Source organism: Anabaena sp. PCC 7938 (genome assembly GCF_049315035.1).
Taxonomy (GTDB): domain Bacteria; phylum Cyanobacteriota; class Cyanobacteriia; order Cyanobacteriales; family Nostocaceae; genus Anabaena; species Anabaena cylindrica.
The window spans coordinates 4,427,932-4,449,744 of sequence record NZ_CP186034.1 but is presented as its reverse complement, the minus strand read 5'-3'; the positions used below and the strand labels follow the sequence as shown (position 1 = coordinate 4,449,744).

The 21,813-nt window shown below is 39.2% G+C and carries 18 protein-coding genes and 1 pseudogene; 8 read left to right on the top strand and 11 right to left on the bottom strand.

What is annotated here, in order from left to right; genetic code table 11:
• The first annotated feature begins 241 nt into the window (after positions 1-241).
• Positions 242-4,036 (top strand): beta strand repeat-containing protein, encoded by a 3,795-nt coding sequence (locus tag ACOWPH_RS20240; RefSeq protein ID WP_015217185.1) that lies wholly within the window; start codon positions 242-244, stop codon positions 4,034-4,036.
• Between the two features lie 281 nt (positions 4,037-4,317).
• Here the strand turns inward: ACOWPH_RS20240 and ACOWPH_RS20235 are convergent, their stop codons facing one another.
• The gene (locus ACOWPH_RS20235) at positions 4,318-6,237 is read right to left on the bottom strand and encodes a lipoxygenase family protein (protein ID WP_015217184.1); all 1,920 of its coding nucleotides are present in this window, start codon (positions 6,235-6,237) and stop codon (positions 4,318-4,320) included.
• A gap of 192 nt (positions 6,238-6,429) precedes the next feature.
• On the opposite strand from ACOWPH_RS20235, the gene ACOWPH_RS20230 reads away from it, so the two are divergent.
• A complete protein-coding gene (locus ACOWPH_RS20230; protein WP_015217183.1) occupies positions 6,430-7,269 on the top strand; it encodes an FAD-binding domain-containing protein in 840 nt (279 codons plus the stop codon).
• Positions 7,270-7,529: 260 nt separating this feature from the next.
• Here the strand turns inward: ACOWPH_RS20230 and hemE are convergent, their stop codons facing one another.
• From hemE to ACOWPH_RS20205, 5 genes are all read right to left on the bottom strand, one after another.
• A complete protein-coding gene (gene hemE, locus ACOWPH_RS20225) occupies positions 7,530-8,582 on the bottom strand; it encodes a uroporphyrinogen decarboxylase (protein WP_015217182.1) in 1,053 nt (350 codons plus the stop codon).
• A 67-nt stretch (positions 8,583-8,649) separates the two neighbouring features.
• Positions 8,650-8,910: a hypothetical protein gene (locus ACOWPH_RS20220; protein WP_015217181.1), complete on the bottom strand. Its 261-nt coding sequence runs from the start codon at positions 8,908-8,910 to the stop codon at positions 8,650-8,652.
• 756 nt (positions 8,911-9,666) lie between these two features.
• Complete coding sequence (locus ACOWPH_RS20215; RefSeq protein ID WP_015217179.1) at positions 9,667-10,023, bottom strand: DUF5615 family PIN-like protein; 357 nt, start codon at positions 10,021-10,023, stop codon at positions 9,667-9,669.
• A 3-nt stretch (positions 10,024-10,026) separates the two neighbouring features.
• Positions 10,027-10,257: a DUF433 domain-containing protein gene (locus ACOWPH_RS20210; RefSeq protein WP_015217178.1), complete on the bottom strand. Its 231-nt coding sequence runs from the start codon at positions 10,255-10,257 to the stop codon at positions 10,027-10,029.
• A gap of 88 nt (positions 10,258-10,345) precedes the next feature.
• Entirely contained in the window at positions 10,346-10,696 is a 351-nt protein-coding gene (locus tag ACOWPH_RS20205; RefSeq protein ID WP_015217177.1) for a DUF433 domain-containing protein, read from the bottom strand.
• A 278-nt stretch (positions 10,697-10,974) separates the two neighbouring features.
• Here ACOWPH_RS20205 and ACOWPH_RS20200 point away from each other — a divergent pair, with 278 nt between their 5' ends.
• Positions 10,975-12,237: an STAS-like domain-containing protein gene (locus tag ACOWPH_RS20200; RefSeq protein WP_015217176.1), complete on the top strand. Its 1,263-nt coding sequence runs from the start codon at positions 10,975-10,977 to the stop codon at positions 12,235-12,237.
• Here the strand turns inward: ACOWPH_RS20200 and ACOWPH_RS20195 are convergent.
• The 4 genes from ACOWPH_RS20195 to ACOWPH_RS20180 all read right to left on the bottom strand — a co-directional run bounded on the left by ACOWPH_RS20195 (position 12,234) and on the right by ACOWPH_RS20180 (position 13,545).
• Positions 12,234-12,446: a DUF5615 family PIN-like protein gene (locus ACOWPH_RS20195; RefSeq protein WP_015217175.1), complete on the bottom strand. Its 213-nt coding sequence runs from the start codon at positions 12,444-12,446 to the stop codon at positions 12,234-12,236. The two genes, ACOWPH_RS20200 and ACOWPH_RS20195, sit on opposite strands and share 4 nt — an antisense overlap.
• Positions 12,443-12,676 (bottom strand): DUF433 domain-containing protein, encoded by a 234-nt coding sequence (locus ACOWPH_RS20190; RefSeq protein WP_015217174.1) that lies wholly within the window; start codon positions 12,674-12,676, stop codon positions 12,443-12,445. The genes ACOWPH_RS20195 and ACOWPH_RS20190 overlap by 4 nt, the downstream gene beginning before the upstream one ends.
• A gap of 78 nt (positions 12,677-12,754) precedes the next feature.
• Complete coding sequence (locus tag ACOWPH_RS20185) at positions 12,755-13,072, bottom strand: S1 RNA-binding domain protein (protein ID WP_015217173.1); 318 nt, start codon at positions 13,070-13,072, stop codon at positions 12,755-12,757.
• A 5-nt stretch (positions 13,073-13,077) separates the two neighbouring features.
• On the bottom strand, positions 13,078-13,545 hold the full coding sequence (locus ACOWPH_RS20180) for a hypothetical protein (RefSeq protein WP_015217172.1): 468 nt from the start codon (positions 13,543-13,545) through the stop codon (positions 13,078-13,080).
• Positions 13,546-13,636: 91 nt separating this feature from the next.
• On the opposite strand from ACOWPH_RS20180, the pseudogene ACOWPH_RS20175 reads away from it, so the two are divergent.
• The 5 genes and pseudogenes from ACOWPH_RS20175 to ACOWPH_RS20155 all read left to right on the top strand — a co-directional run bounded on the left by ACOWPH_RS20175 (position 13,637) and on the right by ACOWPH_RS20155 (position 20,021).
• Positions 13,637-15,224, top strand: a pseudogene (locus ACOWPH_RS20175) (B12-binding domain-containing radical SAM protein).
• Positions 15,225-15,627: 403 nt separating this feature from the next.
• Positions 15,628-16,947: a DUF3326 domain-containing protein gene (locus tag ACOWPH_RS20170; RefSeq protein ID WP_244887716.1), complete on the top strand. Its 1,320-nt coding sequence runs from the start codon at positions 15,628-15,630 to the stop codon at positions 16,945-16,947.
• 186 nt (positions 16,948-17,133) lie between these two features.
• On the top strand, positions 17,134-18,483 hold the full coding sequence (locus ACOWPH_RS20165; protein WP_015217169.1) for an aminotransferase class I/II-fold pyridoxal phosphate-dependent enzyme: 1,350 nt from the start codon (positions 17,134-17,136) through the stop codon (positions 18,481-18,483).
• 25 nt (positions 18,484-18,508) lie between these two features.
• Positions 18,509-19,027, top strand: coding sequence for an SET domain-containing protein-lysine N-methyltransferase (locus ACOWPH_RS20160; RefSeq protein ID WP_015217168.1), 519 nt, complete (start codon positions 18,509-18,511; stop codon positions 19,025-19,027).
• A 232-nt stretch (positions 19,028-19,259) separates the two neighbouring features.
• On the top strand, positions 19,260-20,021 hold the full coding sequence (locus ACOWPH_RS20155; RefSeq protein ID WP_015217167.1) for a hypothetical protein: 762 nt from the start codon (positions 19,260-19,262) through the stop codon (positions 20,019-20,021).
• A gap of 124 nt (positions 20,022-20,145) precedes the next feature.
• Here the strand turns inward: ACOWPH_RS20155 and ACOWPH_RS20150 are convergent, their stop codons facing one another.
• The gene (locus tag ACOWPH_RS20150) at positions 20,146-21,603 is read right to left on the bottom strand and encodes an MATE family efflux transporter (protein ID WP_015217166.1); all 1,458 of its coding nucleotides are present in this window, start codon (positions 21,601-21,603) and stop codon (positions 20,146-20,148) included.
• Positions 21,604-21,813: the final 210 nt, after the last annotated feature.

The following is a 21,813-nucleotide window of genomic DNA, read 5'->3' as shown; positions in this document are numbered from 1 at the left end:
TATACAGGACTGACAGCACAAGAGGTTTAAAACCCCTACATTCAAGTAAGGAATTTCCTCATGCAGATTAATCGCAGAGTGAACTCCTTCCTATTAGACATCTCCAATTCATATCAACTCTGGCTACTCAACTACAGCACAGAGAAATTTTTTCACGCAGATTAACAGCAAAGACGAGCCGATTACAAAGCAGTAACGGCAATTTATCAAAACTTGAAAAAGCTAAAAATACTACAGAATTATGACTGAAAAAGTAGATATCTCCACACTTAATGGCACAAACGGCTTTACCTTCATCAATGGCAACACAAACGATGACAACTTAGGCTACTCAGTTAGCAGTGCGGGAGATATTAACGGTGACGGTGTTGATGACATAATTATCGGCGCTCCCCAAGCCGACCCCCAAGCAAAAGGGAACGCTGGAGCAAGCTACGTAGTATTTGGCAGCAAAAACGGCTTTGCTCCTACCATTGACATCTCCACCCTAAATGGGATCAACGGTTTTACTATCCTCGGTGCTACTGAAAGCGAAGCAGCAGGTCGTTCTATTAGTGCAGCAGGAGACGTGAATGGCGACGGCATCGACGATATAATTATCGGCGCTCCCTTTGCTGACACCAATAACAACAATAACATTGGCAGCAGCTATGTAGTATTTGGCAAAAACAGTTTCAGTTCCAATTCCACCATTGATCTCTCCAACCTTGGCAACAACGGCTTAGTCATCAACGGTCTGAATGCAGAAGACGAATTAGGCTACTCAGTCAGTAGTGCCGGCGATATCAACAATGACGGCATTGATGACCTGATTATCGGCGCTCCCAATGCCTATACCACTTCCAACGGCAAACCGGGACAGACTTACATAGTATTTGGTGCGAGTAACTTTGATTCCAGTTTCAACCTCAACAGTCTTAATGGCAGTAACGGTTTTGTCATTAACGGACAGAGCATAGAAGACTACTCAGGCTTATCCGTCAGCAGTGCGGGAGACATCAACAACGACGGCATTGATGATCTGATTATTGGCGCTCCCCAAGCTGCTCCAAATGGTACAAATTCCGGGCAAGCTTACATAGTATTTGGCAAAAATGGTAGCTTTGATTCTGCCATCAACCTGGCCGATATTGATGGTACTAACGGCTTTATCATCAATGGCCAAGAAGGTGACAAATTAGGCTTCTCTGTTAGCAGCGCTGGAGATATCAACAATGACGGCATTGATGACTTAATTATCGGCGCACATGATGCCGACCCCAATGGCATCATGAATGCTGGTCAAAGCTATGTAGTATTTGGCAAAAATGGAAACTTTGATCCCATCTTTGACCTCTCCACCCTCAATGGTAATAATGGCTTTGTCATCAACGGCATTAACGAATTTGACAACTCAGGCTGGTCTGTCAGTGGTGTGGGAGATATCAGCGGAGATGGTATTGACGATTTAATTGTTAGCGCCAACAATGCAGATCCCAATGGTGAAAGTTCTGGTCAAAGCTATGTAGTATTTGGCAAAAATGGTAGCTTTGCTTCTGCCATCAACCTGACCGATATTGATGGTACTAACGGCTTTATCATCGACGGCATTGCCGAATTTGACAACTTAGGTAATTCAGTTAGTGGTGCAGGAGATGTAAATGGTGACGGCATTGCTGACCTAATTCTCAGCGCCCCCTTTGCCTCTTCTCAATCTGGGGAAGGCTACATAATTTTTGGCATCAATAGCGCCCCTACAGATTTGCTATTAAGCAACAATAGTATTAATGAAAATGTTGCCTCTGAAACCGTAATTGGTACATTTACTACCACTGATCCCAACGTCAAAGTTCAAACTTTCTCCTACAGCCTAGTTGCTGGAAATGGGGATGCTGATAATGATGCTTTCGTTATTGATAACGGCAGTCTGAAAATTAAGTTATCCCCAGACTTTGAAAGCAAGGCAGTTTACAACATCCGGGTCAAAACAACAGACCAAGGTGGACTCTCCTACGAGAAGGAGTTAACTATCAATGTTAATGATCTTGACGACGAAGGGAATAATACAGCACCCACAGATTTAGCATTAACTGCAATCACTATTGATGAAAATGTTGCCTCTGAGACAGTAATTGGTACATTTATCACCACTGACTCAGATGCAGGTGATACTTTCACATACAGCTTAATTGATGATGATAACTATCCTGACAACGGTGCTTTCAGTATCGATGGTGGAAATCTGAAAATCAACCAATCTCCAGATTTTGAAACCAAGTCAAGTTATTTAATCAAAGTTAAAACTACAGATCAAGATGGACTTTCCTATGAGAAGGAATTAACTATCAATGTTAATGACATCAATGAAACAGGCACAAATGTAGCACCTACAGATTTGGCATTAACTGCAATCACTATTGATGAAAATGTTGCCTCTGAAACAGTAATTGGCACATTTATCACCACTGACTCAGATGCAGGTGATACTTTCACATACAGCCTAGTTGATGATGATAACTATCCTGATAATAGTGCTTTCAGCATTGATGGTGAGAATCTGAAAATTACCCAATCTCCAGATTTTGAAACCAAGTCAAGTTATTTAATCAAAGTTAAAACTACAGACCAAGATGGACTTTCCTATGAGAAGGAATTGATTATCAATGTTAATGACATCAATGAAACAGGCACAAATGTAGCACCTACAGATTTGGCATTAACTGCAATCACTATTGATGAAAATGTTGCCTCTGAAACAGTAATTGGCACATTTATCACTACTGACTCAGATGCAGGTGATACTTTCACATACAGCTTAGTTGATGATGATAACTATCCTGATAATAGTGTTTTCAGTATTGATGGCGAAAATCTGAAAATCAACCAATCTCCAGATTTTGAAACCAAGTCAAGTTATCTAATCAAAGTTAAAACTACAGACCAAGATGGACTTTTCTATGAAAAGGAATTAACTATCAATGTTAATGACATCAATGAAGGACCTACAAGTGGCGGTTCCTCTACCACTAAATTAGTCAAAATTAGCGATGATGTCTTTCAAATCCAAACCAACAATAGCAAAGCCACACTTGAAGTTACCCTCACCGGACTTAGTTCTAGCCTTGTCAATGAATTAGGTGCATTTACTGTTGATGATGCAGCTGGAACAATTAATGGTATCGCCCCTGGAGAAGTTGGATATGCTGAGGCAGCATTGGCGAACAGTAAGGTAATTTTCTCGGCTATTTCCAAAATTCCTCAGCAGTTTGATGCAAATAATATCAATAAGTTATTAGGATTTGATCCCAATGATAACTTAAGATTTTATGTGGTTAAAAATGGTTCGACTGATTCTGTAAAAGCTGGAATCACATCTATTTCCAACTTAATTTTTCCTAGTTCTTCAACTCTCCAAAGTACAGACTTAGGTAATAATAATTTCTCTCTCGCTTGGGAGGATGGTTCTGGTAATCCTCAAGGATTCGAGGACTTGGTTGTCAAGATTCAGGCTACAGATAATCCTTTACCTCTGGGTACAGGTTTGCAAGACCGTTCACAAGGAGAAAACATTGATTTACGAGATGTTTCTGGTTTGGTGACTGCTGAGTTTACAGTCTATCGAGAAGCAGCCTTTGATAACTATGTTGGTTTCTATAAAGTGACTGATGAAAATGGTGGAATTGATATTGACGGTGATGGTACTGCTGATATCTTACCTGGGCAATCTGGCTATACTCAAGCAGTGGTTAATCAACACTTAAGTAATCTTGGTTTGAGTGTTACTAATGGACAAACAGCAAATTTTAGTGGCACTTTAGAAGGAGGTGCTATCTATGTGCCGTTTCTAATTGTGAATAGTAGACCTGATGCTGTTCTTGATAACAATGTAAGTAATGATCCAGCCGTTTACTTTACTTTCTTAGGTGCTAATTCAGATCAGACAGATCATGTCCGTCTTTTAGGTGATAACACCTTTGGCTTTGAAGATTTAGTAAATGGTGGTGATGGAGATTTTAACGATATCGTTGTCAAATTTGAGCTACAAGCGATCGCATAAAAATCTTTGAGGATGTTTGCAAAGTCTACGGTTGTATCGAGATTTCCACCTTAGGGAACACCAGTAAAATAAATTATCCAATCTTGTGGGATGGGCATCCTGCCCGTCCTTGATAATTTGCGGGCATCTTGCCCGCACCACAAGAACTTTTTGTACATTTTTTTATTTGGAAGTCCAATTAAAAAGGGAATAAGCTTCTCAAAGCGCTCCTGACCATCAGGGCGGGGTTTTCCCGCCCTACAGGCTTTGCATTGACGACTGCTACAGGTGTTTTGATTTCTTCAAATATTGATACTATTGGGAATGCGAGAAGGCAAAAGATAGGAATATTCAACACCGCTTTCCGTTAAACGCTGCTGATTTCGGGCTTTGATTTTGGCTTCAATCTCTAATAAGTCGGTTTGAAATTGAGCGAGTATTTGTTTGTCGATTTTATCTGCAAACTGAATTAAATTAGAACTTCCCAACTTACCCCAAAAAATTCCACTTAATGCAGAAGTTAACCGCATCTGCTCTAAATCTTTATCTGTTGAGGGCAAAAATTCCTCTAAACTGGTTGGTGTATCTGGTCGGTTATAGTTTGCAAAGGGTGCATTGGGAACGTAGCCAAAGTAATCGAATTGGCTAAAGTTTACGGCTGCGTGTTGAGGTCCACAGGTAAAGATGGTGATAGTGGCTATGTCGATTAGTTGTTGCAAACTACCAATTTTTGTAAACCCAGGTACACGGGGATAGGAAGGTAATTCTTGGGGTTCTATTCCTGATTCTGTGACTAATTCTTTGGGGAACCATGCAGGTGCTTGGGGAAAGTCTGATTTGGGACGGGTGTTTAAAGGTGCGCTTAATTCATCAGCCCAAGCTTGTAAATAGGGGTCTTGTTGTACTGCTTTATCGTCTGGATAGTAACGCTGTAAATAACGAGTGGTATATTTAGCGATCGCTTCCCATAATAACAAAGCATCGTCTCGGTAAGGAAAATCTGGTAATAACTTCGGTTCAATTCCCCGCACTTCGATGTCATTCAACAGGGAATAATACCAAAAAGACTTCTCTCGATAAGCCTGATTCATCAATTTAGAAGATGCTTCTAAGGTGGGAGCCATTAAATTCTCAATTGCTGATCCTGCTGCTAAGAGTACGTTATTACCCCGATTATTGATGGCAATTAAAAACTGAAAATGGGGAGATAATAATTGATAAACTGGGTGATTACTTGCTAACTGTCTGGGGGTGGCAATGGCTAATGCTTCCATTGCTAAATGAGTATAACTCAAATGAGCAATCAATTCATGATGGGTAGCATCCGCAGTTTGAAAATATAATTTTGCTTTCATCCAATCATCTGCTGCTTCTCCAGTAATTCCTGGAGTTATAACTCTACCTTTTTGCACTTCAATTAATATAGGTTCTAAACCTTTATCTGTACGGTAAAATAAAGCTGTCGGACTACCCACATATTTACCAGGTTGTAAATCCGTAACTTTTAAATTTCTCAGTAGTGGATAATCAGCGATAAATAGACGGTTTTCACTGGCAGACTTAATTAAATCTATTGTCCCATTATTCGCTAATTTATAAGGTTGAGTAGCCAAAGCTTGGAGAAAATTTTGGTCATTTGTTTGCACTCGTCTTAGCACTGTGGGGTTTGCACCAGCTACTCTTTGACGAACAAATTCGCGATCGCTCAACCCCCCATCTCGCTCATGAATCATACTCATGATAGGAGGCTTAACACCATACTTTGCTAAAGCTTGAAAAAATAACTTTCTTTGTTCTGCATTTCTTTTGAGTGGAGGTAGATTTTTATCTACTGCTTCGACTGCTTTATTGGCAGCTAAAAGCCTTTCTACTAACTTCTTTCTTTCCCGAATATAACTATTATTAAATTGTTCATTGGGTGGTAAATCGAAATTAAACCATCCTGATTGAAAAACTTTACAGTCCACCAACAAAGTTGAGATATTTACCCAACTTTCATCTAAATCTGCAATTTTATTTTCTAGCTGGGTCAACAATAAAGTCCAAGGTTGTGAAAGTTTTCCTTGTTCTAAAAGATTTTGATATAATTTAGTTAAAATGTAGCGTATAGCGCCATCTTCCCCAACATAGGGAAATAAGCGTGCATATCCCTTTTGTTCTAACCCATTGGGGTGATAGCGATAGTAACCTTTTTGTTCAGTTAAAGATGTGTATTTTGTCATAATCTACTCCTAAAGGAATCATTGGTTACTAAAATTAAGTTTAAGGGATCACCAAAAAATAGATTCCCCAATTTTGTGCGATGGCCATCCTGCCCGTCCTTGATAATTTGCAAGCAAGATGCCCGCACCACAAGAAACTTTAAGAAACTTTTGGGTATTTTTTTAATTGGAATTCCCTAAATCAATAAAACTATGTTACGTGATTTTACTAATCGAGAAGAATTAATAGCTTACCTCCGCGAACAATTCCCCACAGCTACAGAACGAGATGATCACATTAGTATTACTGTAGGAGGAAGAAAAGCAGCCGAACAAGTATTACATAAAGTCAATCCAGATGCTTACGGAAAAACACGTAATTTTCTAACAGGTGATGTTACTAAACTATCTCCTTACATTCGTTATGGCGTTTTGAGTTTGCGAGAAATTCGAGATTATATCCTTGATCATGTCCAGAATTTAGATGAAGCGACTAAATTAATTACCGAGTTAGGTTGGCGTGACTATTGGCAAAGGTTATATGTAAAGCTGGGGAATGGTATTTGGCAGGATCAAGAAGAATACAAAACTGGATACAAACTAGCAAACTATGCAGCAGAGTTACCCTCAGACATTACGGAAGGTACAACAGGACTAGTTTGTATTGATAGCTTTAGCCGAGAATTGCGAGAAACTGGTTATCTGCACAACCATATTAGAATGTGGTTAGCAGCTTATGTGATTCATTGGCGACATATTCAATGGCAAGCAGGTGCAAAATGGTTTTTGCAACACTTGCTTGATGGCGACCCAGCAAGTAATAATATGTCATGGCAGTGGGTAGCGAGTACCTTTAGCCACAAACCTTATTTTTTCAACCGCGAAAATTTAGAACGTTATACGAAAAGCGTTTATTGTCGTCAATGTCCACTTTATGGAAGTTGTGATTTTGAAGGTAGTTATGAAGAATTAGAACCGCGACTTTTTCCTGATGGAGAGTTTAATAAAAAGCCGAATAGTCAAAGTTGGCAAAAAGGAAAAAAGCGAGGTTGAAGTGCTGTGTTAATTAATTAGGGAACACCAGAAAATAAATGATCCTGTTTTGTCATGCTGAGTGTAGCAAAGCGAAACGTTCGCGTTAGCGTGCCGGAGGCTCTAGCATCTCGGAGGATTCTTCACTACACTTCGTTCCGTTCAGAATGACATTGGGCATTTCTTTTTGTGGAGTTCTCTTAGGGAACACCAGAAAAGAAATTTTTGTACATTTTTTTATTTGGAAGTCCCTTAGGTGGGCATTTGCCCACCCAAAAGAATTACACCAAAGCATTCAGTTTTTTTGCAGTTTCAAAGAAGAAAGCGACGTTTTCTTCTGGTGTGGCTGGTAGTACACCATGACCAAGATTGAGGATGTGTCCCCAGTTCCCGGCTTTGCGAACGGTGTCCAGAATGCGATCGCGGATGAACTCTTTTGAACCAAATAACACACCAGGATCAAGGTTTCCTTGAACTTTGACGTGTTTACCTAATCTAGCCCGTGCATCTGCCATATCCACAGCCCAATCAACAGTAACGATATCCGCCCCGGATTGTGCCATGCGTTCGAGAATACCTGCGCTACCACTAACTAACAAAATTAAGGGTGTATCAGGGTGAGTTGCTTTGACTTTCTCGAACACCATTTTTTGATAAGGTAGGGCAAAGGTGTCATAATCTTGGGGGCTGAGTTGTCCTGCCCAAGAATCGAACATTTGCACAACTTGAGCGCCGCAGTCAATTTGGTAGCGGACATAGATTGCGATCGCATCAGCTAATTTTTCCAAAAACTGATGTAGCATCGTTGGGTCGCTAAATGCCATGTTTTTAATGATGGAATAGGTTTTAGAACCTTTGCCTTCCACCACATAAGCGGCTAATGTCCAAGGTGCGCCCACAAAGCCTAACACCGTTGATTGATTGCCTACTTCCTGCCGTAATGCCTGCAAAATCGTTTTGATAAATGGCAGGGATATTTCTGGTTCTAGAGGACGCAGTTGATCAACTTGTTGTTGAGTGCGAATGGGCGAGTGAATAATTGGGCCTTTACCTTCCGCAATATCCATTTCAATCCCCATTCCTGGGAGGGGAGTGACAATATCGGAAAATAAAATAACTCCATCGGGTTGGAAAGCTCTCCAAGGTTGGAGGGAAACTTCAATCGCTACTTCTGGAATTTCTGAGCGATCGCGGAATGAAGGATATTTTTCTCGCAAATCCCGATATGCTTTCATATAGCGCCCCGCTTGTCGCATCATCCATACGGGGGGACGATCTACTACTTCACCACGTGCAGCCCGGAGGAGGAGAGGAGCCGTTGAGGAAACACCCATTTAACACTTCATCCTAAGTCACTTTTTTATGTCACTGTTTAGCTTATCATTCTCAGAATCCCCTTGATCAGCATGGGTCAAAAGCAGCGCCCACAGCTTTACCTAACTTAATATACTCAGCCAGAAGTTGAATAAACTGACTATGGAAATGCGATCGCTCCCAGGGAGGTAAAAATGCTGGGTTAATGAAGTGTAAGTTTACAAGAGAAGCGATCGTACTGCGCCACGTTTTTATTGAAATTTGCAAAAGATTTAATTCGTCAATTTTAAGGGAAAAATGATTATTGGTATTATTGGTATGTGCGATCGCTTCCCTCATCGCAGGCATCAGTATCTAAAGCCATTTCACCACTCATTTTTATGCACCTGCCGACATTCAGCAATTGATTGTTTTATTTCTGCTGCTTCTACATCACTTAAAATTCCTGCAAATTTGGCTAGAGGATGATCTTTCCGTCTAAGATCGAGCTATTGAGTCTAACACGAGCCAATGAAGCTTTTACTATTTTAAGGCAGACTGAAACAGTGCGGGGTTTCCTTACATCCACCCAAACTACAATAGTTGTAAATTTAGAAAAGGATAATTGTTAATTATGACTCAAGCAGTAGAAAGGCAAAAATCTATTTTAGAAAAAGTACAAAATCTAACGCCTCAACAACAGGAGGAGGTTTTAAATTTTATTTAATTTTTACAATTTAAATCACAAAAATATGATATATCCACAAAAGATAAATCTCAGCAAAAATCACCATAGGAATTAGGCTGACCTCCTGGTTTTTTTGAACAAACTTATGGTAGTTGTCAAGATGATCCTATTGTTATTGATGATGAGGATAATTTTCCCCAAAGAGAAGAAGCGGCATGATTTATTTGCTAGATACTAATGTTTGCGCTCGTTATCTTAATGGTAAGTCTTTGGCAATTCGGCAGCGGTTAGGATCAACAAATATTGCGGATATTGCGGTTTGTTCTGTGGTTAAAGGTGAGTTATTTTATGGGGCGATGAAAAGCAATAACCTTGAAAAAACCCTGGATAGACAGCAAGAGTTTCTCAAGTTATTTGTTTCATTTGCTATATCCCCCTTATTTTTCAAGATTCCTCATTCTCACTTTGTCATCTTCCACAACGCTAAAATGTCCATACCAATCATCACGCAATGCGATCACTTTCACGACTTTTTCCGCTACTATTGAGCCAGATGGTGCTTTTATTCTAAATAAAATAATGCCAGTTGTAGCAGGTAACTGTGAACGAAAAGCCAGTTCTCCAAAATATTTATCAAAGGTTAAGAGAATACGGTTTTCTGCTTGGGCGCGACTTAATACTTGAGGTTCAGAAATACCTGGTGAGTCTATTCTAATCCAAGCTACATCATGTCCGTTTTCTCTCAAAGCTTCAACTGCATCCAGGGGGAAATTTTCATTAGCTAAAAAACGCATGATTTATGCAGGAATAGCATAGACTTTTTCAGATTTTAAGGAAGCACTAGCATAGGCAAGACAGGCTTGGATATCTTCAATAGTAATACCTGGATAATTACGCAAAATTTCTTCATTACTCCAGCCTTGGGCAAGAAGATCAATAATAAATTCTACCGCTAGTCGTGTTTCTTTGATAATAGGTTTACCGACTAAGATGTTTGGATCAATGATAATTCGAGATTGCCAATCCATAATTATTAATTGTATGAATATATGAAATAGGAAAGTACACAAACTAATTTTACCACTAATTGGTATCTACCTGCCGACATTCAGCAATTTATTGTTTTATTTCTGTTGCTTCTGCGTCGCTTAAAATTCCTGCAAATTTAGCTAAGGGATGATCTTTGCGTGTAGCTTTCACAGCAGGATGTACTAATTCATTAGGTACTTGATTTCGTTCAATATAATCATTAATTTCTGCTTGATGATCTAGATAAAAACTCAAGGCATCAAATACTTGTGCTAGTGTTAAATGCGGTAAATGATTTAGGATTTCTTCTGGCATAATTCCCAATCGCCATAAACCAACAATAGCGCGGATAGATGTACGAGTGCCTGTTATAATTGGCTCTCCACCTAAAATTTCAGGATTGCGTGTAACATAGCGTGAGGAAGTTTCAGCAAACATAAGAAAAAGTTGCTCAGATAGTCTGATGTTTTCTCTAGTTTATCTCATGCGTTAGCGAAGCTTACCGAAGGTATCGCTTTCCTCTTCGCAGGCATCGCTCCCATGCAAATAAAAACGGTGGGTTAATAAAATGTAACTCTACAAGAGGGGCGATCGCACTAAATGCTTATGCCATATTACTTTTCCGTAAAGTGATAAATTTACCACACTTTGCTTTAACCCGAATTATAATATATCTAAATAATCACCTTTTTCTGAAAAAGATACTATATAGCAAGATGCCTGTTATCAAAGTACCAAATTACTTCTCATTTCGAGATTATGGAATTATTAATTTTGATCGTGTCCTTTCAGTTTTTGATTGGTCATTTGAAGATGTAGATGTAACCATAGATATATCTAACAGTACAAGCCTTAACTATCAGGCTTTATCCCTTTTTGTTCTCTACATTTGGCAATTAAAAACACAAAATTGCCATGTCAATATCAAACATAGCAGCAGTAGTGAAAAGATGTGGCGATTAATGGGAGCAAGGGGATGGAGTCAAGTCCTTTTCCGTCATGAGCAAAACTTTGTTGGAGATGTATATAAACCTTTAATAGCTATTCGTAACACTCAAGATTTCAAAGTAGCTCTTGAAAAATCAGAAGCATATACAAAAAATTTTAATATAGAGTATGAGAAAACCCTACGCTATGTCTTATCTGAACTTATGTATAATACTATTGAACATGGAATCTCTAGCAGAATATTGTCAAATGGTACTTCTATGACTCTCCCATCAATTATTCAGTTTAATTGGTATCAAGGCAAGGATGAGTTAAGTTTTATTGCGGCTGATCTTGGAATTGGAATTAAACGACATTTGGAACAGGCATATCCTGGTTTTGCGACTGATAGTGAAGCTATTCGTCGTGCAATTGAACCTCAAGTTTCAGGAACTTTTGGTCGAGTATCTGCATATAGCAGTAAGGATAATGCTGGTATTGGACTATATATCTCATCCAATATTATGAGAAAACTTAAAGCTAATCTATATATAGTTTCAGGACATGGATTGCTTCATGTTTCTCCAAGAGACACAACATCTAAAGAATTACGGTATAAATGGCCTGGAACTTTTGTTCATGGAGAGGTCAAGCTTGGTGCGGAAAATAAATTTGAGCTACACAGTATGATGCAAGAACTGAGGGAAAAAGCAAGACAGGAAGTAGATATTAAATCTAAAGCTGAACAAGAAGGGAATTTTTATATTCATATTAGAAACTACTTTGGTGTTTATGCAGAAGACAAGGAAGCAGCAAAAAGATTTCGAGATTCTCGAATCATAGAGAGGGTTCAAAATGGAGATCAAATAACCCTTGACTTTTCCGATGTTCAAGCAGCACCACATAGTTTTTTAAGTGCTTTACTCGCAACTCCTATCACTAGGCTTGGAATGCTTGCTTACAAAAAAATCAAGGTTATAAATGCATTACCTGAAATACGAGAAACTATAGATTTTATTCTTGACGAAAATACAGAAGAGCGAAGTAGCTAAATTAGATTCATAGTTATCAACATTAAAAAATTTAGGTCTTGGGTGATAATAATTCGACCTTCGACTCTTGCAAGTCCCAAAATATCTACATCAGCCGCAGTGTTAGGGAGCAAATCTGTACTCTGCAAAATGTCATAGCCCTTCAATTTTAAAGCTGCAACTGTTAGAGGGGAAATATGCACATCAGCAAGAAAGCGAAGGTTATTCATGCCGAAGGAATACTCACAATTTTATCTGAAACTGTCCAAGCAGCGTAGTTAAGCGCCTGTCGGATATCTTCATCCTCTAATTCTGGATAAGCTGCTAAAACTTCCTGAACCGAAAGGTTACTGGCCAGCAATTTCAAGACAAAGCCCACAGTAATCCGCATTCCCCGAATTGTTGGTTGTCCAAGGCAAACATTAGGATTAACAGTAATGCGATCTAATTGAGCCAGCACTGTGGGACTCCTGAACTATAAAAATTCTTTGTCTATTCTCACATACAGCAAACAAATTGATAAAAAAGTCAATTTGTTCTAACCAGCTAAAGCAGGAATATTCAGGGGTACAAGAGCTTTATGCAGTACACTAGGTTTTGCACTTAAATACACCTCGCGGCAATTACTCTCGTTATATCCAACCACAACCGCGCCTATAGTTGTACCAATTTCTGGATACATTTCTGGACTCATCCCCCCTTCATCTAAAAAGTCAGGGATTTTGATCAACCCCTTAACCAGAGACTCATCAATATTGACAAAAACGCCAAAAGGTGTATGAAATTCTACTTTTCCCAGAACAAACTGACCTAGCTTATACTTAGATTTAATATTTTCCCAACTTGTAATATCCATAATATTCACCGTGATTTCAGGACTCGTGGAAATTGGTTAAGGATGGGAAACAAACGTTGAGGAACAACCACCTCTATTCGCTCATAACCATCTTTTTCATCATAACGATATTCAAGAGATTTGAAATACTGTTCGTAGCTTGCCTGATCAATATATACCTCAAGAATCCCCTCTTGATAGCTCTCATTGAACTCCTCAGCAATGCTTCTGTCATTAGATCCTGCAAAGTAGCAACTTCCATCAAGGTAGGGAGGATTATAGGGAAAATCAGCGACTTGAAAACCTTCCTGTAATAATTTTTGACCTTTACCTTTTTGTGGTGCTTTGTAAATTGTAACGCTTAGAGTAGATGCTAATTGACCAGACTGCATGAGTAGAATAAGCTCAAAACTATTTGTATTTTTTAATTGTTCCCAGTTTTCATCCTGTTCATCCTTAAATCCTGGACATCCTGATTCTGACAATTCCCCCATTCTCACACACAGCAAGCAAATTGAGAAAAAAGTCAATTAATCCTAAATTTAGTTACAGTTAGATCACAAATAAATCGTGAGGGGTGATACTATGCGTGTTTTGCTAGTTTATCCAATATTTCCCAAAACCTTTTGGTCTTATGAGAAAATTCTAGCGTTAGTGGATCGCAAGGTACTGTTACCACCTTTGGGTTTAGTCACAGTAGCGGCGATTTTACCCCAAGAGTGGGAATTTAAACTTGTAGATCGGAACATTCGCGCTGCAACCGAAGAAGAATGGGCATGGGCAGATATTGTCATTTTTTCTGCCATGATTGTCCAAAAACAAGATTTACTGGATCAAATTCGAGAAGCAAAACAGCGTGGTAAGCTTGTGGCGCTAGGTGGCCCCTATCCTACCTCTACACCCCATGAAGTCGAAGCAGCAGGAGCAGATTTCCTGATTCTCGATGAAGGGGAACTGACTTTACCCATGTTTGTGGAAGCGGTGCAGAAAGGTGAAAAATCTGGCGTTTTCCGCGCTACAGAGAAACCTGATGTCACTGGTACACCTATTCCCCGCTTTGATTTATTAGAATTTAATGCCTATGATATGATGTCTGTGCAGTTTTCGCGGGGTTGTCCCTTCCAGTGCGAATTTTGCGACATCATTGTATTATATGGACGCAAACCCCGTACCAAGACACCTGCACAACTTTTAGCAGAATTAGATTATCTCTATGAGTTGGGTTGGCGACGTGGTGTGTTTATGGTAGATGATAACTTTATTGGCAACAAACGCAATGTCAAATTGTTGCTAAAAGAGTTAAAAGTCTGGATGGCAGAACATCAATATCCTTTCAATTTTGATACAGAAGCTTCTATCGACTTGGCACAAGACCAAGAAATGATGGAGTTGATGGTTGATTGTGGATTTAAAGCTGTATTTTTGGGTATTGAAACCCCTGATGAAGATAGCTTACAACTCACGAAGAAATTCCAAAATACTCGCAGTTCTTTAACTGAGTCTGTAGAAACAATCATTAGAACTGGACTGCGGCCAATGGCTGGGTTTATTATTGGTTTTGATGGTGAAAAAGCTGGTGCAGGCGATCGCATCGTCAGATTCGCAGAACTAGCCGCTATCCCTTCCACCACCTTTGCCATGTTACAGGCACTACCCAACACCGCGCTGTGGCATCGTCTCACAAAAGAAGGCAGACTGAGGGAAAATAAAGACGGGAACATCAACCAAACCACGTTGATGAACTTCATTCCCACCCGTCCCCTGGAAGAACTTGCGAGGGAATATGTCGAAGCTTTCTGTGCTTTATATGATCCTGTCGCATATTTAGATCGCACCTATCGTTGTTTCCTGATGTTGGGTTCTCCCAAATGGACAGCACCAGCTAAAACCCCAGAATGGGTAGTTATCAGAGCATTGCTAATTGTGATTTGGCGACAAGGTTTTAAAAGAGAAACCCGCTGGAAATTCTGGCATCACTTCTTTAGCATTCTCAAGCATAACCCCAAAGTTATCGAACAGTACGTTTCTACCTGCGCTCACATTGAGCATTATTATGGAATATCGGCAAATTGTGCGTGATGAAATAGAAAGCCAATTAGCCGCATATTTAGCCCAAGGTGCAGAAAAACCTTATGTACCAGTGAAGGCAAAAGCAGAAGCAGTAGTTAGCTAAGAGAACTCCACAAAAAGAAATGCCCAATGTCATTCTGAACGGAACGAAGTGTAGTGAAGAATCCTCCGAGATGCTTCGTTTCGCTTTGCTACACTCAGCATGACAAAACAGGATCATTTATTTTGTGGCTTACTCTAATTGAAACCCCCCTGCCTAGTTGATACTTTGACAGGGGATTTTTTATGGAAACTTATTGAGAAATAGTATCAATTAAATATGGCGGTTTGCGTAGTTAGGAGGTACAAAATCTAAATTGAAACCTATACATGAAGCCAGTTTTACCCCTGACTCCTGAATTCTGCTGTAATTATATAAACTTACAGCCATATAAATACTTAAAATTTTTTTAATCTTTGTTATCAATGTTCAATTTCGTGTATAAGTGGAGTCTGGAGCTAGTAATGTGGTTGAAACTGTGTCCCAAGTTATTACCAAAGATTTTGAAATCGAATGTTCTCCTAAGCAACTAACTTGGAGTGAAATTGCTCATCGAATTGGAGAGCTAGGACTACCAGGAACACCAATCAGGTTGATATTAACGGCAGTTCGAGAAAATAAGTTAGTATTTGAAAGCAGTTTTTTGGAAACAGATAGAAAACCTGTCTGGCCTTCCTTATTAAATATTCGTCCTCGTCAAATATCTTCAGCTAAACCTTTTGTCGCTGTCAGCATTATCCCCACAGGAGTCCGGGCAGAAATAGGAGGTTTTGCTGGTGATGCTACCCCAAGTGTGAATCTTTTAGCCAAAGCTTGTGATTATTTAGTTGTTAATCCCAATTCGGTTACAGCTTCTGACCTCTATTACGCTAGTGACAATGTTCTTTACCTAGAAGGAAATTTAATTTGCCATCTTTTGTTGGGACATACCACTCTAATTCCAGAAACTCGCACCAAAATTGGTGTGATTATTGAGAAAACCCAAGAGAAATTTTTGAACAATATTCTTAATGCTCTCAATGCTTTGAGAACTGTTGGAGGAATCAATATTGATCCTGTAGTAGTAACAGGTGGACAAGTAAGCACCAAATGTACTTATTCCCCCTATGGTCATGCCTCTGGAGAATTTGAGGGCATTGACGAGTTGATGAAAGCCTTAGATATTGTTGCTCAGACAGACACCAATGCTGTTGCTTTTTCCACCACTCTCTTAGTTGAGGATGAAGTTCGACAGCAGTATTACAACAAAGAATCTATACCAAATCCTTGGGGAGGAGCAGAGGCAATTCTTACCCACATGACGACGAATTTTTATCCTTTTACTGCTGCCCATTCACCACTACTTTTAGATGAAGCTCATACCATGTTTGGGACTCTTGGAGACCCACGAGATGGTGCAGAGTTAATTTCTAGTTCATTTCTCTGTTCGACTTTGAAAGGATTAACCCGCTCCCCACGTCTAGCAAAATTTGATACTTCATTGCCATCAGGATGTCAGGGAATTTCTGTAGAAAATGTCTCAGCAGTGGTGATGCCAGAGAGTTCGGTAGGCAATATTCCCTTCTTTGCCTCTCTTGAGCAAAATATTCCAGTTATTCTGGTTCGGGATAATTACACTCAGTATGAAGTAACTCCTTCTATTCTGGGAATTGACCATGAACAGAGAAAAATTTACTACGTGAATAGTTACATGGAAGCTTCTGGGTTACTCCTGGCTTTACGGCATGGAATTGCCCCTGAGGCCACAACACGTCCTATGCCCCCAATAGAGCCAATTTTTCTTTAATATCGAATTTGTTCAGTTACTGCTCACAGTTGTCAGCAAAACTCAAAACGAAGGAAAAAGAGCATTCCATTTTGGTAAATTTATTCCTGTGGAGAATAGCAAAATTAGACTGGCTTAACTAAACAGGATTTTTATAATTTTGGGATGCTCTTAAACTGAGTAAATTAAAGGTCAAACAGCAGGCTTATGGAACCTAAAGCAAGCGATATGGATGGCAAATTGTCTACTTATCAGATGATTACATCTCATTACCCAGATATAAAAGTTAGACTCCACACTCCTGCACATCAAGGGGTTAGAGGAGTATCTGAATATTTTGACGATCGCATCTACGCTTATGATTTGCCTTTCTTTAACCGTGACAAGTTTGACAATGTAGAAAACTATATTTCTGGATTATATAAAACTAAGCGTACCTTTTTCCTGACTGGAGGAGCCACCCAAGGGATTTTAATTGCTTGTGCAATTCTAGCAAGAAGACACCAAAAAATTGCCATTGGTCTCAATAGTCATCTGTCAATCATTAATGGATTTATTCTTTCTGGAATAGAACCATTCTTTATTCCATCACGTTCGTTAATGCCAACAGATGCAGAAGTTATTCAAGCATTAGAAACAAGGGCAGGAGAAGTTACTGCACTTTTTTTAACACATCCCAGCTATGATGGCATCACGACTGACTTGGGGAAAATTGCAAAATACTGTCGTAGTCAAAATATTGAGTTCATCATCGACGAAGCACATGGTACTCATTTTCCTTTTTTAGAGGAGGAGAAGTTATCAGCGCTGTCTCAAGAATCTGATTTGGTTGTGCATAGCCTTCACAAGTTTGTGGGTAGTTTGGTGCAAACAGCCTTACTTCATTTACCTGAAACTTCAACAATCACGGAAGCAGAAGTACTTACAGCCCTGTCGCTGTTGGAAACAACATCTCGGAGTAACTTGTTGCTATTGAGTATAGAAGAAGCTATTCGGCTCGCTTTTGGAGATGAAAGAAAATCTATTTTCCAAAAAGCTGCCCGCAATTGTGATAACTTACGATGTCTGCTGGATAGTTGGGGAAATGCCTTAACCTATGATTCCCAGGTTAGTGATCCTCTCAAAATATTTCTTTATAGCGATCGCACTACGGGTGAAGAAATTGGTAAACTTTTGTTTGAACGTAGCGTTGACTATGAATACTTAAATCAAAAAGGGGTATTACTAATTTTCTCATTTCAAAATACTGATGATGATTTTGTCTATGTAGCCCAAGTCCTTGCAGACGTTTACAAAACTCTTGCTGCTAAAGAAGAAAGACAGTTTTTTGATGATCGTCTTTTGGTTCGCACTCCGGTTATGGGTTGTTTACCAAGAGAGGCTTTTTTGGCACAGCAACGAAAGACACTTTATCTAGAAGAAGCAAAGGGAATGGTTAGCTGCAACAGCATCAAAATAATTCCTCCATGCGTTCCTGTCTTAATACCCGGTGAGAAAATATCTGACTGGCATCTGAAGATGCTAAAACCAGATACTTTAGTTGAGGTAATGATTTAGATAAGTTAATCAAGGAGGATAGGCTGTGTTATGCATTAAAACAGAAGTTAAAAAATCTAATATTCCCAATGCAGGAAAAGGATTATTTAGCTTAGATTTTGCTCCCAAAGGAAGTGTGATTTTCCTTCCCATAACTGGTTCTACTATCGACAGAGTTATTCTGGAAGAACCGTATCGAGAAGAGTTGAAAAAAAGTGATAACTTCCCTCTAAATGCTGGAATGAGATGGGGTGGTCATTACTTTTTATGCTGTAGTCAAAACCCAGACAAAGCAGATTATATTAATCATGCCAATAATCCTAACCTTTTGTCATGTCTTGGTTTCTTTTTTGCTCTGCATGATATCCATTGTGGAGATGAATTAACCTTAGATTACAAGTACTTGGAATTAGCAGAAGAAGCATCACTACAAATTAATGAGCAAGAGAAAATTATTGGTTTATCTGCTAAAGAAGCCTTATTACAGTCAGCTAAAGAATTAATCAATCTTTTAAATGAAGTTGAAGATATTCATTGTTTTGATTTACCTGGCAAACCAGATTAAAATAATTCGTAATTTGTAATTCGTAATGGGGATTTAACCCCAACACAAAACTTGCCGATTATAGAACCGGGGGACTTAAACCCACGGAACTAGTTAAATCTTGAAGCTGAAATCTGGTATATTTTGATTATTTGCAACTCTAATTATCAAATATAATTACAATATTTCAGAGGTATTTAAGGTGATGAAACTTTAATTGTAAACTCAAAGAAATTAATGGAACTAAATTATAATGTCCAATAATAATATGACAGAAAAATTTTTGAATTTTACGGCTTACCCCCAAACAGAGAAAACTTGCAAAGATGAACTTAGTCAGTCCACTCTTGACATTGATTCATTTCAGCAGCATCGTCAGCATTGTTCCTTGTCTAGCTGTCATGGTATGTGTTGTTATAATGGAGTTAATGTCAATCAAGAAACTGCTGAAGTTATTCAAAGAGTTGTTGAAGAAGAAGCAGATTTTTTTAAAGCTATCGGTCTTGATTTACCAGCAGAAGTAATTATTGATGATAAAGAGTATGAAAAATTTACAGTTGAGAATAAGGAATGGGAAGGTATATGTTCGATTAAGAAAACAGCAGTAAAAGAAAAACCTTTTTCAAATCTTGTTAAAGATTATCCCCAGCATTTCAAAAATACAGTCTGTGTTTTTACTGTTGATGATGGACGCTGTGGATTGCAATTGTTAGCAGAAGCAAAAGGGTTACATCGCTGGTATTATAAACCCTTCACTTGTTGGATTTTTCCAATTCTGATTGCACCAGGAGAGAATCAACCCGAAATACTTTTACCCAGTTCTGAAACTGAACCGTGGCATTTGCCGGATTTTGATGGTTACTTCACAAAAGCGTTTTGTGGCAAACCTGCTGATTGCGGACAGCTAGGCTATATTCTGTTACAAGAAGAACTAAAGTTTTTGGGAGAGATTGTTGGACGCAACTTTGCTCAAGAAATCCAAGATTCAGTTACTATCTCTGCTAAAAACGATTAGAGAAATACACAAAAAAGATGATCTAATCTTGTGGGATAGGCATCTTGCCCGTCCTTGTATTATTAGCGGGCTTTTCGGCCCGCACCACAAGAAATATTAAGATATTTTTTTAATTGGAAGTCTCTTAAGAAACTGATTGCAATACAGGAGTTTGATCATCATCTGCGGATTTACACCCTTCCTCATTTTCTTTAGATTGGATAATCTCAGAAGTTAAAAGGTAAAAACGATAGATTAAAAACACTGTGGCTAGTGTAGTTCCTATTGTTAATCCTGACCATAAGCCGATACCTCCCCAATTGAGATAGAAGCACAGTAGGTAGCCGCTTGTTATGCCAACACACCACTGAAATAGTATGTTAATTAATAAAGGGAAGCGGATATCTTGAATTCCCTGCAACAATCCCATAGCAATGAGATTAAGTCCATAAGCTATTAAAAAAAGTGCGGCAATTCTCAGTAGGGGGATTGCAGATTTAATTGCTATTGTGTTATCTGGATGACTTGCATCTAAATATATGCCGGCAATTTGCTCTGGAAATAGCCATAAAGCAATGGTGATCATGCTCATTGCGGCAATACCGATAGTAATAGCTGCAAATCCTGACCTTTTTGCACCAATAAAGTCATTTTGACCAAGCATCTGTCCAACTCGCGTCATGGCAGCGTAAGAAGTCGCTATTGGGACAATTAGAGAGACTTCTATAGTTTGCACGACAATTTCATTTGCGGCCAGTAGTGTTGTTCCCATATAGCCACTGAACAAGGCAATCAGGGTAAATAACAACATGGAGGCTGCGAATTGCAAACCAATAGGCCAGCCGTTTTCCCAAAGTTTAGCAAACAGTTCTCTATCAAACTTTAGGGAGGCAAACAGTTTGTATTCTCTAAACCAAGGATGGAAACCAAGTATGGCTGCTGCTGCTAGGCAATTTACCCACAAGACAAATGTACTGGCCCAACCAATTCCCGCTAATCCTAGAGATGGCAAACCTAGCTTACCAAAAAGTAGAAGGTAGTTGATGGTAATATTTAGGGGAATGCTAGTCAGAGCGATCGCACTAATTAGTTGGGGGCGATTGAGGGCAGTGGCTACTTCCTTGAAGATGAAGAACCCCAACACTGCTGGAAAACCCCAAACAATGGCTCTTAAATAATGACTGGCTAGGGCTACTGTATTTTCTTGTTGACCCGATAGCATTAAAATATAGTCCAGATGCCACGTTAGCAACATCATTGGTAAAGAGAGGGCAAGTACCAGCCAAAGTCCTTGAGCTAAAAGTTGGCGAATGCGCTTTGTGTTGCCGGCACCAAAGGCTTCGGCTGCTAGGGGACTGGCTCCTTCTAAAACCCCCATACACATGAAAGTTATGGTATAAAAGGTAATTACACCTAAAGCACCAGCGGCCAGGGATTGAATGCCCAAAAACCCCATCATGACGGTATTTACAAAACCAACAGCCGTCTCTGCAAGCTGAATGCCTCCCAAAGGAACTGCTAATTGTAAGGTGGCAAAAACTTCTGATAGAATTTTTGATGGCGATCGCATTAAATCAACTACTCTTGGTTTATTTAGACACATTGTCTGAATCAGGATGTCCAGGATTAAAGGATGAACAGGATGAAAACAGAAGTTTTATTACCAATTACCCATTACCAGCCTAAACTAGATCAGGACTTACGCAAAACAGAATGGAAGTAGGGGTGATTCATGAATTACCCCTACGCAAGAATCAGGTTTTGAGTTCAATCTTGCGTAAGTCCTATAGATAGCTAACAACTTGAGTTATTA

Excerpts from the sequence above, each read along its gene's own strand:
- ACOWPH_RS20235 (WP_015217184.1), bottom strand. The coding sequence starts at position 6,237 with ATGACAAAATACACATCTTTAACTGAACAAAAAGGTTACTATCGCTAT.
- ACOWPH_RS20240 (WP_015217185.1), top strand. The coding sequence starts at position 242 with ATGACTGAAAAAGTAGATATCTCCACACTTAATGGCACAAACGGCTTT.
- ACOWPH_RS20230 (WP_015217183.1), top strand. The coding sequence starts at position 6,430 with ATGTTACGTGATTTTACTAATCGAGAAGAATTAATAGCTTACCTCCGC.
- hemE (WP_015217182.1), bottom strand. The coding sequence starts at position 8,582 with ATGGGTGTTTCCTCAACGGCTCCTCTCCTCCTCCGGGCTGCACGTGGT.
- ACOWPH_RS20220 (WP_015217181.1), bottom strand. The coding sequence starts at position 8,910 with ATGCCTGCGATGAGGGAAGCGATCGCACATACCAATAATACCAATAAT.
- ACOWPH_RS20215 (WP_015217179.1), bottom strand. The coding sequence starts at position 10,023 with ATGCGTTTTTTAGCTAATGAAAATTTCCCCCTGGATGCAGTTGAAGCT.
- ACOWPH_RS20205 (WP_015217177.1), bottom strand. The coding sequence starts at position 10,696 with ATGTTTGCTGAAACTTCCTCACGCTATGTTACACGCAATCCTGAAATT.
- ACOWPH_RS20165 (WP_015217169.1), top strand. The coding sequence starts at position 17,134 with ATGGAACCTAAAGCAAGCGATATGGATGGCAAATTGTCTACTTATCAG.
- ACOWPH_RS20155 (WP_015217167.1), top strand. The coding sequence starts at position 19,260 with ATGTCCAATAATAATATGACAGAAAAATTTTTGAATTTTACGGCTTAC.
- ACOWPH_RS20200 (WP_015217176.1), top strand. The coding sequence starts at position 10,975 with ATGCCTGTTATCAAAGTACCAAATTACTTCTCATTTCGAGATTATGGA.
- ACOWPH_RS20195 (WP_015217175.1), bottom strand. The coding sequence starts at position 12,446 with ATGAATAACCTTCGCTTTCTTGCTGATGTGCATATTTCCCCTCTAACA.
- ACOWPH_RS20180 (WP_015217172.1), bottom strand. The coding sequence starts at position 13,545 with ATGGGGGAATTGTCAGAATCAGGATGTCCAGGATTTAAGGATGAACAG.
- ACOWPH_RS20150 (WP_015217166.1), bottom strand. The coding sequence starts at position 21,603 with ATGTGTCTAAATAAACCAAGAGTAGTTGATTTAATGCGATCGCCATCA.
- ACOWPH_RS20185 (WP_015217173.1), bottom strand. The coding sequence starts at position 13,072 with ATGGATATTACAAGTTGGGAAAATATTAAATCTAAGTATAAGCTAGGT.
- ACOWPH_RS20210 (WP_015217178.1), bottom strand. The coding sequence starts at position 10,257 with ATGGATTGGCAATCTCGAATTATCATTGATCCAAACATCTTAGTCGGT.